The following is a 17,691-nucleotide window of genomic DNA, read 5'->3' on the forward strand; positions in this document are numbered from 1 at the left end:
TTCACACCTCCATATTCAGTATCTCGAAAAGAACTCTTTCGCTCTTGAATGGCGCGTGTCTCAGTCGGATGCCCGCAGCATCAAAGATTGCATTGGAGATTGCTGGAATCGGTGTGTCGATACCTATTTCTCCTATGCTCTTTGCTCCAAACGGACCCGTCGGCTCGTAACTATCGACGAGACCGCATGTAAGCTTCCCGTAGTCCATTCTTGAGGGAACCTTGTAGGTGAAGAAATCATTAGTCAACATTCTTCCGTCCTTGCCGTAGATGATGTCTTCGTACAGCGCCCAGCCGATGCCTTGCATCGAACCGCCTTCAAGTTGACCCATTGCCTGTACTGGATTCAGTGCGAGACCGCAGTCGGCATATGAAACGAAGTTGACCAGTGTGATTTTTCCGGTATCTGTGTCAATCTCAACTTCAGCGAAGCTTGCGGCGAACGGTGGCGGGGACTCTTCACCAACATAGGAGGCCGACTCGGAAATCTGCTGCTGATTGAAGGTGTACATATGCATCGTACAGAGTTCCGATAGCGATACGGAAGAACCGTCTTTCCCGCGGATCACTCCGGATTCAAGCGTAAGTTCCGATCGATCCTTTTCCAGATACTCGGCCGCAAGATCAAGGACCTTTTCTTTTACCTTCTCGGCAGCAAGCCTAACGGCATTTCCGGAGACATAAGTTGTACTTGACGCGTAAGCGCCAACGTCAAAGGGAGTCAGATCCGTGTCTGATGAATAGACGATGATCTTCTCCAGAGGCACCGTTAGAACCTCGGCGGCAATCTGAGCAAGGATTGTGTCGCTTCCAGTGCCGAGGTCCGTAGCTCCCACAAGTAGATTGAATGAGCCGTCTTCATTCATCTTGATTGTGGCAGCGCCCATATCGATTTTCGGGATACCCGAACCCTGCATTGCAAGAGCACAGCCAACCCCGAGAACCTTGTTTCCATTTCTCTTCTTCTTTCCCCACTTACTGTCCCAGCCAATTGCCTTTCTTCCAAGATCGATGCACTCCTGAAGCTTGCAACTCCTCATTATTTGAGGGACGCCTTCCCTTCCCTCACCCATGATTTCAAATATTGGAGAGGTTTCGCCCTCTCTTATGGAGTTCATCTCTTTGAGCTTCAGCGGATCCATCTTCATCTCATAGGCAAGTTCATCGATAGCACAGTCGAGAGGAAAGAGCCCTTGAGGCGCTCCATAACCTCTATAAGCTCCTGCAGGAGGGAGGTTCGTATAAACTATGTCTCCGCCGAAGTGTACAGCGTCGACCTTGTTGTACAGAGGCAACGTTTTTGATCCCGAGACCATGAAAGTTGTAAGGCAGTGTTCTCCATAGGCCCCCGTATTTGAGATTCCGTGAAGTGAAATGGCCTTGATCTTTCCATCTCCAGCTGCTCCGACGATAACATCGTAGCTCATCTCGTGGCGAATATTCGTTGCCATCGAGACTTCCTCTCTTGTATAAGCAATTCTTGCGGGTTTACCGGTCTTGAGAGTAACGAGAGCGGCGTAAGGCTCTGCGATAACCGATTGCTTACCTCCAAATCCTCCGCCGATTCGCGGCTTTATGACTCTGATTTCTGCAATTGGCTTCTTCAGTATTCGAGAGAGAATTCTTCGGCAGTGAAAAGGCACTTGAGTGGACGAGATAACTACTAGTCTTCCGACAGGATCAAGATAAGTGAGAGCGTTGTGTGGTTCCAGTGCAGCATGGAGCTGAGTGTCCACATGATATGTTCTTCTGATAACGAATTCGCATTCTTCGAGGGTCTTCTCAACGTCTCCGATATCCATCACGAAGTGAGCGGCGATATTTCTGGAGTTGTCGTAGACACCCGAGCAGTCGCTTTCATCATGAATTATCGGAGAGCCCTCTTTTGAGGCTTCCTTCATATCAAAAACCGCATCCAGGGTCTCGTATTCGACCTTGATCTTTCTTAGTGCCTTGAGAGCCGCTTTTTCGGTAGTTGCTGCTACGACTGCCACAGGGTCGCCAACGTACCTAACCTTTCTGTCCAAGAGATAAGTATCGTAAGGAGAGGGTTCTGGGTATCCCTGACCTGCTCTGGTATAAGGAACTCTCTCCACATCTTGGTAGGTGAAGATGCCGACTACACCCGGTATGCTCAAAGCCTGAGAGCTGTCGATACTCCTAATAATTGCGTGGGCATGAGGAGACCTGAGAAGTTTGACAACTAGAGCATCCGGCATATCATAGTCTGGTGTATATGCCGGCTTTCCCCTCACTATTGCGAGACCGTCTACTTTCTTCATTGATTTTCCGATCGTCACGAAGGAATCATTCATCGATTTCACCTCGCATCACTTGGGCCGCCTTTTTTATGGCTCGATTCTGAGGCTCATATCCCGTGCATCTACAGATGTTCCCGTTGAGCGCGAGCCTTATCTCTTCGTCGGAAGGATCCGGGTTTTCTCTTAGCAGAGCTTCTCCCGTCATTACTACCCCGGGGATACAGTATCCGCACTGAGCTCCGCCCTCTTCGAGAATGGCCTCCTGGATTGGGTGCAACTTGTCTCCATCGGCCATGCCTTCGACGGTCTCAATGTTCTGACCATCAATAGAAACCGCAAAAGTTGAACATGAAAGTATCGGCTTTCCATTCAGGAGAACGGTACAAGTTCCGCAACTTGCAGAATTGCAGCTTCTTCTGACGCTCTTATAGCCTATCCTCCTTAGTACTTCAAGCAGATACTCACCGGGGTCAATATCGAGTTCATGAAGTCTTCCGTTCACAGTAAAGGCAATTCTCATAAAATCATCCCCTTCAGTTTTTCAGCAGCTCTCTGGGCCAGCACTGAAGCAAGGTGCTTTCTGTACTCGAAGGAGGCGGTCATATTCGAGCCCCCAATAAAGCTCTCATAAACGAGACTTCTTACTATTGAAGGCATCACATCGTTTATCTCTAGATCCACCATTGCCGCTTCGACACTTTCAAACCTTGCCGGATACTGCGGTCTAGATCCGCAAACAACTCTGGCCGCTCTTATTCTCCCGTGCTCCGGTCTGATCGAAAGGCCTACATTGACCGTCGCAATATCGAAAGTAGTCTTCGAGAACTTCTCGAAGGCCGTGAACCAGCCGTCTTTCTTAAGAATCGCGTGAGTGATCAGAGGTTTTTCACCTGCCGGTAGCGAGAAGTAATCAGAGATCAGCATTCGCTGGTAACCATCGACCCCGTAGATCATGAGACTTGAGCCAGCAGCGAGAAGACAGGTGCTTACGTCCGACCATCCAAGTTTTGGGGCGATTGAGCCGCCGATAGTCGCCATATTTCTAATCTGCCATGAGCCTACTAAAGAGAAGGCGTCGTAAAAGAAATCTCCGAATTCCCTTCTTATCAGTGGGTCCTTTCTGAAAGACTCGACTGTCGTTGAGGCGCCGACTACTATTTCATCTTCGGTGATCGATACCGTGTCAAGCCTTAGAGATTTCAGATCGATGATCTTCTCGATTCTTGAAGACTCCATAAGAGCTACAATCGTACCTCCGGAAAGAAATATCGAATGATCTCTGTCGCGTTGCATGAGTTCAAATGCCTCCTCGACGGTTTCCGGTCTGAAGTACTCATTCACGTTAGACAGCATTATATCCCCTCTTTCTCCAGACTTTTAGGGTTCTGAAAACTAGATTTCTGATAACGGTAGTTCTGTACCAGTGACTTGCTCGAACATCATCTATGGGAGAGACGCGCTTCATGGCCAGTTCGACGAATTTCGATTCATCGAACGAGCTCCTTTCACTCGAATAATATTCGCACGCCTCTTTCGGAACAACTACAATGGGAGCTACGGAGCCGAATGCGAGTCTGATTTCCGATTCAGATATCAAGGAGCCTACCGAAGCTATTGCTATGGCCATAGAACTTCGCTGACCAACTTTGTAGAACTGAGGAAAGAACCCCCCGGTTTTCTCGAAAGTTATGGATCTTACAAACTCGCCTTTTGAAAGAGATGTCACTCCTGGACCTTTGATGAAGTCGGCTAGACTCTGAATTCTCTCCCCGTACTGGCCCACAATCTGCAAAGTCGCGTTTGAGAGCAAGAGAGCAACGATTGAATCGCCTGCAGGAGATGCATTGACAACGTTCCCTACGAGAGTTGCTCTGTTTCGGATCTGTGGGCTGCCTACTTCTCTCAAAGCCATCTTCAATATTTTGCTATCTTCTCCAATTGTCTCGTTGCTCAAAAGCTCGGACATCGTTACTTTGCATCCGACCCTTATTGAGTCGCCGAGATCTTCTATCTTGCCGAAACTCCTCAAATGTCTCAGGCTCACGACATTTTTTGGCGCTATGCGTTTCAACCTGATTTTTACAAGTAGGTCGGTTCCGCCTGCGAGAATATTGCAGTCGCTTCTGGAGAGAATCGACATGAGTTCTTCTTCACTTGTCGGCATAAGGACACTGAATGACATCTCTTTCACCTCCGGAATCCTCCATTGCTATCAGTAATACCTAAACCATGGTCTGTACAATTCATACTCTCCGGAATATCAATATCGAAGACATTGTGACTTCGGCCTTCGATCTCGCGCATCTTGGCGAGCCCGCTTTTCACCAGTTGATAGGCACCTCTATCGCCGGTTATTCTGGATAGTCGGGAAAAGACCTTTCTAGAAATATATGTCGGAAAGCCTTTCTTTCCCTCAAAGACGTAGGAGACCATCTCGTCTTCAGTGGTTACCGAACCTACCAGGCGTTCCACATCCTCTTTGGTAATCAATGGCATGTCTGCAAGGGCCAGAACGATTCCTTCGCAGCTGTCGGGGCACTCTCTGAGTCCCCTGACGATGCTGGTTGAAATCCCATCTTTGTAGTTCTCGTTTATCACCGTCTGGAACGATCCGATCTCAAACATCTCCGGTTCAAAATCAGGATTGACCACAAGAATCTTGCCCATTGCGTCGATGGTTCCAAAACTGTCCAGCGACCACTGCAGAATCGGCTTGCCTGCGAAGTCCGCAAGAAGCTTCTCACTGCCAAAGCGTCTCGACTCTCCCGCAGCCAGAAGTAGCAGTACTATGGAATCACTTTTCATCTGTCTTAGCGAGGCTCTCTGTCGCTTTGCGGATTGCTTGGATAATTTTGTAGTAACCAGTGCATCTGCAGAGATTTCCCTCTATGGCTTCCATAATCTCTTCATCACTTGGGGCTGAATTTCTGTCCAGAAGGGCTTTCGCCGACATTATCATCCCCGGCGTACAGAATCCACATTGGACGGCCCCTTCATCAATGAAAGTCTGCTGAATCGGGTCGAGTTCGCCGCTCCTGGAAAGACCTTCGATTGTAACCACTTCAGAACCGTCGATTTCGGGAACAAGAACCAGGCAGGAGTTGACTGCTTTGCCATCAATAATGACCGTGCATGCTCCACACTCTCCCTCACCGCAGCCTTCCTTTGTTCCGGTAAGCCCCATTTCATCACGCAGAAAATCGAGTAATCGCATATCTTCTCTTACTTCCTGTGTATGCTTCTCATTGTTTAGAATGAAGCTGATCTTCATTTCAGTGCCTCCTCGATTGCATCTCTATCCGGCGGCAGAATCCGTACTTCGGGAAGAACCGCAGAAACGTTCTTGAGGTCCTTAAGTCCGTTGCCGGTGACAACTATCACTACTCGGTCCTTTTCACCTACGAGTCCAAGCTTCCTAGCCTTCTTGAAGCCCGCAAATGCAGTTGCACCGGCCGGTTCGGCGAACACTCCGGTTTCCCTCGCAAGTTCTATTATACTCTTAAGGATTTCGTTGTCCGAAACCGAGAGAAGGAGACCGTCATGCGCTTCTGTGTAGTGACAGGCCTTTATGACGTCTCTTGGTTTTCCAACACATATGCTGTCGGCTACTGTGGTTGCTTCAAGATCGATCGGTTCGAAAGGGAAGCCCGCTTCATAGGTCTTCTTGATCGCAGCAGAGCCTTCGGCCTGGATTCCGGCTATCTTCGGAACTTTCTCGATGAGACCCAACTCCTTCATATCCTCAAAGCCCTTGTAGAAACTTGAGAGAACAGTCCCGTCGCCGGCCGAAACGAATATGAAATCAGGGAGATCGTCCTCCATCTCGAAAGCGAGTTCCAACGCGCAGGTTTTCTTCCCTTCCAGTAGATAGGGATTGATCGCGCTGTTTCTACAATACCAACCCATAGACATCCCTATCTCCATAGAGAGATCGAATACTCTGTCATAACTTGCTTCTATCGCAAGAATCTTTGAACCATACACCTGCAGTTGTGTGATTTTCGCCACAGGGGCGGTTGAAGGCACGAAGATAACGCTCTTCAAGCCAGATACGGCCGAAAGTCCCGATAGAGAACTGGCTGCATTTCCCGTCGAGGCACAGAAGATGGTGTCGAACCCCTTTTCCATTGCCTTTGCTACAGCAATGGCGCTTGCCCTGTCTTTGAAAGATGCTGTCGGGTTTCTTCCGTCGTCTTTTATCAAGACTTCCCGAATTCCGTATTTCCTCGAAAGAGAAGGACTCTTGTAGAGCGGTGTATTGCCAACAAGCAGCTCAGGGAAATCGATTTTCCCTTCAAACGGCAGAAGGAAGTCAAAGGCCCAGATTCCCCTCTTTTGAAGAGAAGTCAAACTGAACTCAAATTCCTTCCTCACAAGCGCAAAATCGTAAACGACTTCGAGGGTCCCCTTACGATCATCGCAATCGGGGCAGTAGTAGTCTACTTCGTCTTTTGCGAATTCCTTACCACAAGTGATGCACTTCAGAAGATATTTGCTCAAACCAGTACACCCCCGATGGCGCTAACGGGACAGCGAGATTCGCAAAGCCCGCAACCGAAACACTCAGACGGATCCACTTCCACTTTGTCATCCAACCTCAGTGCAAAGTAAGGGCAAACCGCAACACACAATCCACATCTGGTACATTTCTCGTGATCGATAAGCGGATTTCTCACCTCAAAGGACTCTTTCTGTATTTCAGCAGAGTCGATCGCATCTATTACACTATCGAACCCTCTCTTCTCGAGAGCCAACGGAAGAGTGTCTACTATCCTTTTGAAGAGGTCTTTGCCTTTTATCAGAGCTCCAGAAAGCATCTGCACCGCGGATGCGCCGCAAGAGAGAAAGTCAATTACATCATCTGCGCTTTGAATGCCACCGACACCTATAATCGGCAGAGAACAGCCCTCGCGTATTCTCCTTACTGATGAGAGGGAAAGCTTCTTGATTACGGGACCGCTTATCCAGCCAAACCCATCACTGCTTCCCAAAAACGAACGATTCACCCTCCTGTCCAGCGGATAGACCGGTCCAAGCGAGTTTATTGCAACGATTCCGTCGCCACCGGAGTCCTGGACGGCCTTTGCCATTTCAGCCGGATCAGGCACAGATGGGTCGAACTTCAGAAAGACCGGCTTGTCCGTGCCTTCCTTAACGGCAGAGACCAACTCCTTCATAAGCGAAGGGTCATCGGCGACGTAATGAGTAGACAGCTCGAAAGCATCTGCAAACCTTGAGAATAACGGGACCAGCTTTCGAAGATCTTCAGGTGAGTAACCTAGACTGACTATCAGAGGAAGACTTGATGATTTCTTGTATTGCGGTAGAAACTCCTCAAACCACATGTCAGGAGGGAACTCGCTCCAAAGCTCAGTATTGATTACGAAGTCCTTATCCGCTACTATGCAAGGTCTCGGGACCTTAGCTGCTACTGTAGATATCGTCTTCGTAACCATAGCTCCGACTCCCATGGCTTCCAGTGCGAGCATCTTCCTATGATCCCCTGTAAGAGGACCGGAGGCAGGCATCAATGGATTCTTAAGGGAAATACCCGCCACTTCTGTCGAAAGATTCACGAAAGCACCTCCTAGAATCTCTTCTCAAATGCTTTGTACAACCTTCTTGCCTCTCTATAAATAATCTCTTCGTCGACTTTTGTCGGTACTCCTTGCGCTAGGACCCTCTCGCCACCGACGAACACATCGCTTACCGAAATGTTGTCGCAGATTCCAAAGAAGAAATGATCCACGAAATTCTCTGCCGTGATTTCGGTCGGACTTCGGTAGTTGAGTACGATCAGATCTGCGGAGCTTCCCTCGCGAATCGTTCCAATGTTTGCTCCAAACGTTCTGGTTGCAAGTTCGTAGTTCGCTCCAAAGAGAGAAGGGTTTAGATCTCCTGAATAGCTGGCTTTCGGATCGCGTTGGATGTAGTGAGGACCGAGAATCATGAACCTTACATCGTTGCTGAGATTGAATCCGTAACCATCGTTTCCTACCAGCACTGCAGCTCCCTCTTCTCTAAAGCGTTTCCATTCAGGAAATCCAACACCATTGTTGATATTCGACTGGCAATTTACCACGATGTAGCCCTTTGTGTTCTTTATCAGGCCCCTCTCAGATGGTGTAGTGTGAATGCAGTGGGCGTAGATTGAGTTCTCTGTCATGAGCCCGGCTCTATGGAAGCGCTCCAGTACTCTCTGGTCATATACGCCAATCGTGTGCTCCTGGTCCTCGGGGCCCTCTGCAACATGAACGTGTATGGGAAGCTTACCAGCTATCTCTTTTGAAGCCAGCGACAGTGTCTCTTTTGAGAGAGTGAAGGAAGCGTGGAAACCGAAAACCCCTTTCTTGTACTGCGTCGACTCCCTGCTGAACTCGAGATTCTCTCTTATTCCCCTGTCGCGTTTTTCCAATCCGTCTCTGTCCGAGACCTCATAAGCTCCACAGTACCTCAAACCGACATCGTTGACGGAAGCGGCGATTCTCTTCAGAGAACCATCTATCGCGTTTGGCGAAGAGTTGTGGTCGAAGAGAGATGTAACGCCTGCCTTAAGCGACTCGATTGAAGCCACATAAGCCGAGATCTCAAGATCTTCAAGAGTAAGGGCTTTATCCAGTCTCCACCACAACTCTTCCAGCAGTTTTGTGAACGAGGATGGATTGAAGGGAGAGACCCCCAATCCGCGAGAGAAAGTTGAGTAAATATGCGTATGGGCATTTACCAGCGAAGGCATCAAGAGCTTTCCGTCTAAGTGCAGATTCTCGCCATCATAGCTGCTTTCGCCTGAAGAGACCTTCACAATCTCCCCGTTCTCTACCCTCACGTATCCCTTTTCTATGAATTCTCCATCATTTGTGAAAATAGAAACTCCATTTATTTGCATGAAGCATCCTCCCAACGAATTGATTCGCGTTCGATGAAGCGTCCCGAAGCCCTGGGAAGCAGAACTTCACCGTCTTTGTAGGCGACTCTGCCTCTTTGAACTACCGCTTCCACCCTTCCCTTTAGCTTCATGCCATCGAAAAGAGAGTGGTCGGATCTTGTGAAAGGCGATCTTGAGACGGTAATCTCTGCATCCTTATCGACAACGGCGATATCTGCGATAGATCCGGGAGCCAGCAGCCCTCTCTTTGGAAACAATCCGAACGTCTTGGCCGCGTTTGTTGAAAGCAGAGAAGAGACTCTTGTGAGGTCGCCTTCAAGCAAAGTGTTTGCGGTGGAAAAGGATAGGCCTAGCGATCCAGAGCCGTTCGGCATCGACAAATAGTCATCTCGATTCTCGAGTTTCTCTTGCCTAAGGAATGGACAGTGATCCGTGCCCATCGATGAGATCTCCCCCTCTCTCAACGAAGAGACAAGAAGCAGTCGCTCCTGTGCGCTCCTTGGAGGTGGGCAGTAAGTATTAAGATAACCTTGCTCGCCGAGTAGCGGGCTATTGTCCAGCAGTAGGTACTGAGGACAGGTTTCAAGTCTTGTAGAGTCTTTCCAGTTGACATTGATCAAGCCGAGAGTCTTTGCGGTTTCGCCGCTGGAAAGATGTACGATGTACAGCTGGCCCTGTTTGTCCATAGACATCAAGGCGAGCTTGACTACTTCGGTCATCTCGCTAATAGTCGGTCTCAGATCCGAGAGATCTTTGAAAGTAGGACTTACGAAACCGGAAACGGTCTCAGTTATCATTTCATCGTTTTCCGCATGGGCCAGCAGAACGAACCCAAGCTTACTTGAGAGCGAGAGCAGGTTGAGGATCATTCCGTCGCTTGTTCTGCGATCGGAAGAACTATATGTCGTGAAGATTTTTATAGAAGGCATCTTCTCGGCTATTGCAGCTCTGGCTATCTCTTCGGCGGAAAATCCAGGACTTCCTGCAAGCGTTACGTGGAAAGCGTAATCTATCCTGCTGTCTGCTGCCGTCTGCATTCGACTCTTCTTTGCTTTCTCAAAGTCTAAAAGACTGGAAACGGGATCGAGAAAATCTATCAGCGTGGTTACTCCCCCGCTGATTGCAAGAGCAGATCCCGAATCGAAGTCGTCAACGGACGTATATCTTCCCAGATTCAACGAAAGGTGTACGTGAGGATCGATGAATCCCGGCAAGAGAAACAATCCGGAGCAGTCAAGGATCTCGCGTGCCGGGAAACTGCTCCGGGTTGCAGATATCGCCGCGATTTCCTCGCCTGAAACATAGAGATTGGCAGGAAAGACACTGTTTCCTGCGCAAATCGTACCGTTTTCCAGGGCGAGGTCGAAACTCACGGTCTTCCGCCCATAGTAAGCGCCATTATAGCCTTAGCTGTGTGAAGTCTGTTCTCCGCCTCGTCTATAACGATTGACTGAGGACCGTCTATTACCTCGTCGACGACCTCTCTGCCCCTATCCGCGGGAAGAGCATGCATGTAGACCGCTCTCCTGTTTGCAAGCTTCATTCTCTCAGGGGTGCAAATCCAGTCTTTATTCTTTCTCACTTCTTCCATGATTTCCTGAGGATCTTCTGAGACGTAGAAGCCACCCCATGACTTCGGAATCACAATATCTGCATCTTTGAATGCCTCATCCATGTCGTGAAGTATATCGAACTTGGCCCCGCTGTTCTCGGCGTTTTGCTTTGCCTGATCAACTATGTCGGGCATCAAATCGAAGCCCTTCGGATAGGCCAGCTTAACGTCCATACCGTATCTCGTGAAGAGAAGAATCTGGGACTGTGGAACGGAAAGAGGCTTGAGATGGCTTTCGGCATAAGCCCATGTTATCGCGACCTTCAGGCCGTTGAGATTCGTTCCAAATCTCTCTCTAATCGTCATCATATCGGCCATAACCTGCATAGGATGATAGACATCATCCTGCAGATTCAGAATTGGGACATCCGCGTGTTCGGCAAGAGATCTCAGATAAGGATTTCCCGCCTTGAACTTGCAGTGCCTTACAGCGATTGCGTGGCCGTATCTCGAAAGAATCATCGCGGTATCTCTAGGAACCTCTCCGTGCGCAGTCTGCATCGTCGAAGGATCCAGATAGTGAGCGTGTCCGCCCAGCTGTGTTATTCCCGCTTCCATCGAGTTGCGTGTTCTAGTTGATTGATCGAAGAACATCAAGAACACCGTTTGATAAGGAAGCAAAGGGGTCGGTTCGCTCGTTGCAAATCTCCTTTTCAGATCGGAAGATAGATCGAGCATCAGATCAATCTCCGTTCTGTCAAAGTCCTGTGTGGTGATGAAGTCTCTGCCTCTCAAAATGCTACTCATCCTATTACCTCCTAATCTATTGTGAAAGCCTTAAAGGAAGAAGAGCGTACATAGCCGCTGCCTTAACCAGATGGTCGACGGGGCACTGATCATCGGGACTGTGCGCGTAGATCTCGTTAGCGGGCCCGAATCCGATCGTCGGTATCGAAAAGACACCTGCTGTTGCTATTCCATTTGTCGAGAATGTCCATTTATCTACGAAGGGTTCTTCACCGAATACCTCTCTGTAAGCGCCAACAGTCTTCTTGACAATCTCACTTTTCTCGTCCATTACCCATGTTGGGAAGTACTTCTCGACGGGATACACAGTTCCCGTATAGGAAGGCCTTTCATAGAAGAGCTCGACGATTTCTGCCTCTTCTCCGGCCATTTGAATGGCCTCTTCCAGTTCTTTTACTACCGTCTCTTTTGTCTCTCCCGCCGTCAACCTCCTGTCTAGCTGGATGGTGCATTCGTCGGCCACTGCGTTTTGGGAGGGAGATTTGAAGAATATCTGAGTAACGGCTATCGTCCCCTTCCCTAGGAAAGCGTCATCCTTTATCCTCTCATTGAGCCTCTCTATCTCCTGTATGATACGGCCCATCTTGTAGATAGCATTGACTCCCCGTTCGGGTGCGCTCGCGTGACAGGAAAGCCCCGAGGTTTTTATTTGAAGCTCCATTCTTCCCCTGTGCCCCCTGTAGATATTTAGATTCGTCGGTTCGGTAATGACCACGAAGTCAGGCCTAATGCCGTCTTCCTGAACTATGTACCTCCAGCAGAGGCCATCGCAATCCTCTTCCATCACAGTTCCTGTAACGTAGAGAGTGAAATCTCCCAGCAGTCCCTCTTCTTTCATTATCTTTGCCCCGTAGACCATTGCAGCCATTCCAGCTTTTTGATCGGAAGCACCTCTCCCGTAGATTATGCCATCTCTAACAACTCCTCCGAAAGGATCTACCTTCCAGAGCTTTTCATTTCCCACTTCTACGGTATCGATATGTGCGTCCATGGCAATCACTTTCTTGCCCGATCCGATTCTACCCATGATGTTTCCCAGACCATCGACTATGACTTCGTCGAAGCCCACCTTGTCCATCTCTTCGCGAATTCTCTGGACAACCTCCTTTTCACCGGCAGAAAAGCTCTTGATGCTTACGAGATCGCTTAGAAAAGCGGCAAGTTCCTCACGGTGTGATTCAGCCTTGGTAAGTAGATGTCTTGACACGTTTGTCACTCCTATACACGAGTATTTTCTTTATTATAACTTCTTATACATTGCAAAAAAAAGTAACAAGAGAACCGACAGAGGCTTTGGTAATAGTATAGCTCGACTCGTTCCGGTTCTCAACGGAAGGCGATCAAGTCAGTGCAAGTATTCAGCATGAGGGAGTCTCAGGATGAAGGGCTTTGTCTTGCTCTGAAGCTATAATTTATGTTGGGGGTGATTGTATGAAGACTCTCGATGTGAAGAATCTGACAAGCAGGATCGGGAAGTTCGACCTCGGGCCTGTCGATCTATCAATTGAAAAGGGCGAAATCGTAGGTTTGATTGGACCATCAGGCTGTGGAAAGACTCTCCTGTTAAGATCTATTGCGGGGCTACACGAAACGCTCTCGGGTACTGTCGAGATCAACGGGCAGGACGTTACTTTCCTTGAGCCCCATCTCAGGGGCCTTGCTTTTGTCTTTCAGGACAATGCCTTGTTTCCCCACATGGATACCCATGACAACATTGCCTTTCCTCTCACAGTAATGAAGGACAAGGAGGCAAACGAAAAGGTAAGTAGAAGAGCCGATGAACTCGATGGCCTTTCTGACTACCTTGATCGTTGGCCGAAAGAGTTGCCGGCCGGAATGAAGAAGTTGACGGCATTCGCAAGAGAGACGGTAAAGAAATTCAACATCATCATGCTTGATGAACCGTTCGAGAGACTCGACAAGAAGATCAGAACCGAGCTGAGACTGATGATCAAGAGGCTGCTGATTGCTCTTGGAGAGTCTGTGCTCATAGTATTGAACGATCCCGAAGATGCGATGGCAGTTGCGGATAGAGTGTACGTCATGTATGATGGAGCAATAGTTCAGCATGGCCCGCCAACAGAGATATACGAAGATCCGACTTCGCATTTTGTGATGGAGCTCTTTTCTTCGATGGGAGTCAACAGGGTGGGTGATGCGTCCTTCAGACCCCAGGATGTTCAACTGGACGAAGAAGGGGAGGAATTCTCACCAGAACACTGCGGTCCTTTTGATTCGAGACGCATACTCTGCAGTGGAAAGCTCAGAGGGGAGAATGTCACAGTACTGCTTCCACTGGAGTGCAAAGACCTTGATTCGGTTTTCATAAGCATCACCAGGTCTTTCAGTCTATAATCAAGTGTGTTTTACCATCTCTATTGGCTGAAATTGCGACGAAAAACCTTCTGGTTGCGGTATAATCTACTTGGTGATGTGTAAAACGTTCTTATGAGAGGCCTTTCTCTAATGAGAAAGGCTTTTCTGTCTGCTCGAGAGAAGTTCTATTAGTCTGTCGGGATAATCCGTAATGATTCCATCTACTCCAAGGTCTATCAGTCTCTCCATCTCCAGGACCTCGTTTACGGTCCAGGGGATGATCTTCAGTCCGTATCTGTGAGCGCTCTCTATCCATCCCTCGGTCATGAGTGTGTAGTTAGGAGAGATGACACTGCAGCCGATACTGGCAAGCATCTTCCCTATGTCGAATCCGAAGTTCCTCAATCTCAGACCGGCAGTCCATATCGTTTTATCGAGATTTGTGCTTGAAATTAGGGCGACCGTTTCAACGGATGGTTCCAACTCCCTAGAAATCTTGATAGCTTCCCAGTTGAAAGACTGTATCGTTGACAGTTCTTCGAAGCCGAATCTGGAAACAACTTCAAGAACTTTTCTAACGTGTTCTCTAAGATCGACGGTATCCTGAGGTCTCTCAGGAAAGTGCTTGATCTCTATGTTAACTCTCACTTCCTTTGCAGACTTCTCATTGTGTTGCCGGACCAGGTCAAGAACCTCTTCGAGAGAGAGTATAGCCTGTCCATCCATTTGAAGTTGTTCGGGCCAATCTTCAGGATTGACAGTTCTTCCTATGTCGTACTTTCTAAGCTCTTCGAAAGTAAGGTCTTTTATCAATAACCGATCCTTTATGAATTCCCCGTCCTTTCTCGTTCGCTGTGTATTCAGATACGGCTCATGGTTAATGACGACAACGCCGTCACTGGTGATTACAGTGTCAAGTTCAATAGTGTCAACGCCCAATTCTAGTGCGTACCCGAAGGCGGCGATCGTATTCTCGGGCATGAGACCTCTGCAGCCGCGGTGCCCCTGTACATCGAACTCTGCGGTCGCGGAAAGTGCCGTTGAAATAAGAAGAATGACGATAATGGCCATTGATTTCAAGATAAGTCTCATAGTCACACTCCATTCAGTCTTTTTGAATTGCAAGTTGTATAATTTCCACTAGTTGCGTGGGGGGAGATTGCGTTGAATCTTAATATACTATTCTTTGAAGCTCTAATATATGCGAGCTTGGCGACTAAGAATCTGCTTAGTCAATATTTCGACATCTCCGGTTATTCACCAACCGAAATCGGAATACTGATGGCGGTACTGCCTGTCGTCTCGCTAGTTTCCAGCCCCTTGTGGTTTAAAATCAGCTCTAGACTTGGTCAGAACAAAATCTATTATATCGTATCTCTTTCTTCAGCCGTATGTATCTGGCCCATTTTTGCCACCAGCGATTTCTTGACATCCTTACTCTTCATGATTCTCTTCTCTCTCTTTTTTTCGGCAGTTGTTCCACTGGGTGATTCGATTATTATGACGATTCTTAAGACTACTGGAGGTCGTTTTGATCGTGTGAGGCTTTTTGGCACGATAGGGTTTGCAGTTACTTCTCTCTTGTTAAGCAGTCTCGTCGGGATCAGTTTCTTCTGGTTATTTGCAGCCACCTCCATTGTTCTGGCCTTCTCACCGATGTTCCTCAAGAGAAGACCCGGTGAATCGAGAACTGAAGCCCCGGAAAACCCTGCCAGTGCAGGTTCTCTTCTTCAGTTTTCTTTGATGACTGTCGGAATGTTTTTCGGAATTACTTTGAACTCCTTCCATAATTCTTTCATTGCGGTCTTCACAAGACAGAACGGTATGGATCCGTCGGTCGTGGGGGTTGTCTTTGCAATTACCGCTCTTTCAGAGATTCCTTTCTTGTTGGTTGCCGACAGGATAATCGAGAAAATCGGCAGTATGAAAATCCTGCTATTCGGCATGGCGGTAATTGGAGTCAGGATGATTCTTGTCTCCTTTGCGACAAACGTATATGCGCTCTATTTGGTGGAGTCTTTACACGGGTTGACGTATATTCTAATGTATTACTCCCTTTTTCACTTCATCCATTACGGTCTTTCGGGTAGGCGGATGATTGCTGCTCAGAGTGTCTTCTGGATTGTGAGGTCGGGATTGACTTTCATCGTGGGGTCAATCGGAGGAGGAATAATTATCGATAAATTCTCAGTCTTCTTTGCATTCAGACTCTTCGGATTTGTCGGGCTTCTATCTGCAATCTTAATGACGGGCGTTTACTTCGCGATTCTAAGATCGCGATCGAATTCCAGATGAAACCCACCGGATCCAAGAACTGAGATGTATCTCTCGAAATAATGTTTCATTGCTTGATGTGAGTCTCAAATAACCTCCGGGATGAATTGTGGATCAGTTTTTCGGAAGGGTTTGTGAGCGGTTCTTTCTTTTCAAATAACGAGAACGAAGCGGTATGCTGGGTCTTACGTGTGATATTCAACTCTGCTAGCTTCTTAGCGAGCTTCTTGCGGGGTAACTCTTGGTGTTATAATTAGTTTGGTATTCTGCTGTTTTCAATTTCTGAAAAGGGAGGGTTCTTTATGAAAAAGCTTCTTGTACTGGTTCTTCTGTGCTTGTCAATCTTTGCTTTCGGAAAGACCACTATCAACTTCTGGCATGCAATGAGTGGCAGCAGATTGGGTGCGGTCGATGCTATCATCGAAGGATTCAATTTGGAGAATCCTGACATCGAAGTAATAGCACAGTTCACCGGTTCATACGCAGAGACCCTAACCAAGGCGATCGCTTCGTATCGAGCAGGAGATGCACCTCATGTTGTACAGGTTTACGAGGTTGGACTTCAAACTATGCTTGACAGCAATGCGATCAAGCCGGTTTTTGAGCTGGCGGGTCCCGATTTCGACTGGGGAGACGTGATCGGCCCAATTCTTGACTATTACACAGTTGGAGACAAGCTTTACTCAATGCCTTTCAACTCGTCAAGTGCCATCCTATACTACAACAAAGACATTTTCAGAGCCGCTGGCCTCGATCCGAACAAACCGCCGTCGACCTTCGATGAACTATACGAGATGGGAAAGAAGATAGTCGAATCAGGGGCGGCACAGGGAGGAATCTCTTTTGGCTGGCCGGCATGGGTCTTCGAGCAGATGCACTCGGTACATGGCCAGTTCTACTCGAACAATGAGAATGGTAGAGTGGGCAAGGCAACGGAGGTTTTCTTCAACGGAGACTTCGGTGTCAAGGTCCTGGCGGAGTGGATAAAATGGGCTCAGGCGAAAGTCTTCCTTTACGGCGGCAGAGAGTATGACGCAAACCAGGCATTCCTTACCAAGCAGGTTGCAATGTTGATTCAGTCTACATCTTCTGTCAGCTCAATTGAGTCGAAAGCCGATTTCGAGATGGGAACAACCTTCCTGCCGGTTATGCCAGGTTATCCGAAGGGAAATTCCGTCATTGGCGGAGCAACGCTATGGGTAATGAAGGGTCATACAGACGAAGAATATGAGGCGATCTGGAAATTCTTCCAGTACCTTATGAAGACTGAAGTTACTGCCGAGTGGCATAAGTCGACGGGTTACTTCCCAACCACCAATAGTGCAGTCAAGAAACTCATGGACGAAGGTTGGTTTGCCGAAAATCCAAATCACCTTACCGCCTTCCTTCAGATACTTTCGGGAACGAGAATTCCCGAGGCTCAGGGAGTGAGACTCGGCAATTTCGTTGCCATCAGAGATGTCGTTGATGGGGCTATTGAAAAGGCTATACAGTACACCGGAACGAATTTCGAAGCAGAAGCGAAGAGAATTCTCGACGATGCGGCAAAAAAGGCGAACACTATTCTTGAAGAATACACATTGATCTACGGCAAGT

The 17,691-nt window shown here is 48.2% G+C and carries 16 protein-coding genes; 3 read left to right on the top strand and 13 right to left on the bottom strand.

Annotation, left to right across the window (positions count from 1 at the left end):
* Position 1: 1 nt before the first annotated feature.
* The 12 genes from B3N33_RS04275 to B3N33_RS04330 are packed head-to-tail and all read right to left on the bottom strand — an operon-like array spanning position 2 to position 12,721.
* A complete protein-coding gene (locus B3N33_RS04275; RefSeq protein WP_292592250.1) occupies positions 2–2,314 on the bottom strand; it encodes a xanthine dehydrogenase family protein molybdopterin-binding subunit in 2,313 nt (770 codons plus the stop codon).
* Positions 2,307–2,780, bottom strand: a complete 474-nt coding sequence (locus B3N33_RS04280) for a (2Fe-2S)-binding protein (protein WP_102819332.1) — start codon at positions 2,778–2,780, stop codon at positions 2,307–2,309. Before B3N33_RS04280 ends, B3N33_RS04275 begins: the two co-directional genes overlap by 8 nt.
* Positions 2,777–3,613 (bottom strand): FAD binding domain-containing protein, encoded by an 837-nt coding sequence (locus tag B3N33_RS04285; RefSeq protein WP_099829366.1) that lies wholly within the window; start codon positions 3,611–3,613, stop codon positions 2,777–2,779. The genes B3N33_RS04280 and B3N33_RS04285 overlap by 4 nt, the downstream gene beginning before the upstream one ends.
* A complete protein-coding gene (locus tag B3N33_RS04290) occupies positions 3,603–4,442 on the bottom strand; it encodes an FAD binding domain-containing protein (protein WP_214060092.1) in 840 nt (279 codons plus the stop codon). The genes B3N33_RS04285 and B3N33_RS04290 overlap by 11 nt, the downstream gene beginning before the upstream one ends.
* Positions 4,443–4,447: 5 nt before the next feature.
* Positions 4,448–5,065, bottom strand: coding sequence for a nucleotidyltransferase family protein (locus B3N33_RS04295; RefSeq protein ID WP_214060091.1), 618 nt, complete (start codon positions 5,063–5,065; stop codon positions 4,448–4,450).
* Complete coding sequence (locus B3N33_RS04300; protein ID WP_214078237.1) at positions 5,055–5,531, bottom strand: (2Fe-2S)-binding protein; 477 nt, start codon at positions 5,529–5,531, stop codon at positions 5,055–5,057. Before B3N33_RS04300 ends, B3N33_RS04295 begins: the two co-directional genes overlap by 11 nt.
* Positions 5,528–6,760 (bottom strand): threonine synthase, encoded by a 1,233-nt coding sequence (gene thrC, locus B3N33_RS04305; protein ID WP_292592253.1) that lies wholly within the window; start codon positions 6,758–6,760, stop codon positions 5,528–5,530. The genes B3N33_RS04300 and thrC overlap by 4 nt, the downstream gene beginning before the upstream one ends.
* Positions 6,757–7,836: a 4Fe-4S binding protein gene (locus B3N33_RS04310; protein WP_292592255.1), complete on the bottom strand. Its 1,080-nt coding sequence runs from the start codon at positions 7,834–7,836 to the stop codon at positions 6,757–6,759. Before B3N33_RS04310 ends, thrC begins: the two co-directional genes overlap by 4 nt.
* 11 nt (positions 7,837–7,847) lie before the next feature.
* Positions 7,848–9,146 (bottom strand): amidohydrolase family protein, encoded by a 1,299-nt coding sequence (locus tag B3N33_RS04315; RefSeq protein WP_214060459.1) that lies wholly within the window; start codon positions 9,144–9,146, stop codon positions 7,848–7,850.
* Positions 9,137–10,519 (bottom strand): dihydroorotase, encoded by a 1,383-nt coding sequence (locus B3N33_RS04320; protein ID WP_292592258.1) that lies wholly within the window; start codon positions 10,517–10,519, stop codon positions 9,137–9,139. Before B3N33_RS04320 ends, B3N33_RS04315 begins: the two co-directional genes overlap by 10 nt.
* Positions 10,516–11,505, bottom strand: coding sequence for an ornithine carbamoyltransferase (locus B3N33_RS04325; RefSeq protein ID WP_103134160.1), 990 nt, complete (start codon positions 11,503–11,505; stop codon positions 10,516–10,518). The genes B3N33_RS04320 and B3N33_RS04325 overlap by 4 nt, the downstream gene beginning before the upstream one ends.
* Positions 11,506–11,521: 16 nt before the next feature.
* Entirely contained in the window at positions 11,522–12,721 is a 1,200-nt protein-coding gene (locus tag B3N33_RS04330) for a YgeY family selenium metabolism-linked hydrolase (protein WP_349682096.1), read from the bottom strand.
* Positions 12,722–12,936: 215 nt separating this feature from the next.
* Here B3N33_RS04330 and B3N33_RS04335 point away from each other — a divergent pair, with 215 nt between their 5' ends.
* Positions 12,937–13,860 (top strand): ABC transporter ATP-binding protein, encoded by a 924-nt coding sequence (locus B3N33_RS04335; protein WP_292592262.1) that lies wholly within the window; start codon positions 12,937–12,939, stop codon positions 13,858–13,860.
* Between the two features lie 108 nt (positions 13,861–13,968).
* Here B3N33_RS04335 and B3N33_RS04340 read toward each other — a convergent pair whose 3' ends face one another.
* Entirely contained in the window at positions 13,969–14,913 is a 945-nt protein-coding gene (locus B3N33_RS04340) for a glycerophosphodiester phosphodiesterase family protein (RefSeq protein WP_292592264.1), read from the bottom strand.
* A 72-nt stretch (positions 14,914–14,985) separates the two neighbouring features.
* Between B3N33_RS04340 and B3N33_RS04345 the strand changes: the two genes are divergently transcribed.
* Positions 14,986–16,116 (top strand): MFS transporter, encoded by a 1,131-nt coding sequence (locus B3N33_RS04345; protein WP_292592266.1) that lies wholly within the window; start codon positions 14,986–14,988, stop codon positions 16,114–16,116.
* 281 nt (positions 16,117–16,397) lie between these two features.
* Positions 16,398–17,691 (top strand): ABC transporter substrate-binding protein (locus B3N33_RS04350; RefSeq protein WP_292592268.1); only part of this gene is annotated, 1,294 nt, incomplete at its 3' end.

The organism is Mesotoga sp. UBA5825 (assembly GCF_002432955.1).
In the GTDB taxonomy this organism is placed as follows: domain Bacteria; phylum Thermotogota; class Thermotogae; order Petrotogales; family Kosmotogaceae; genus Mesotoga.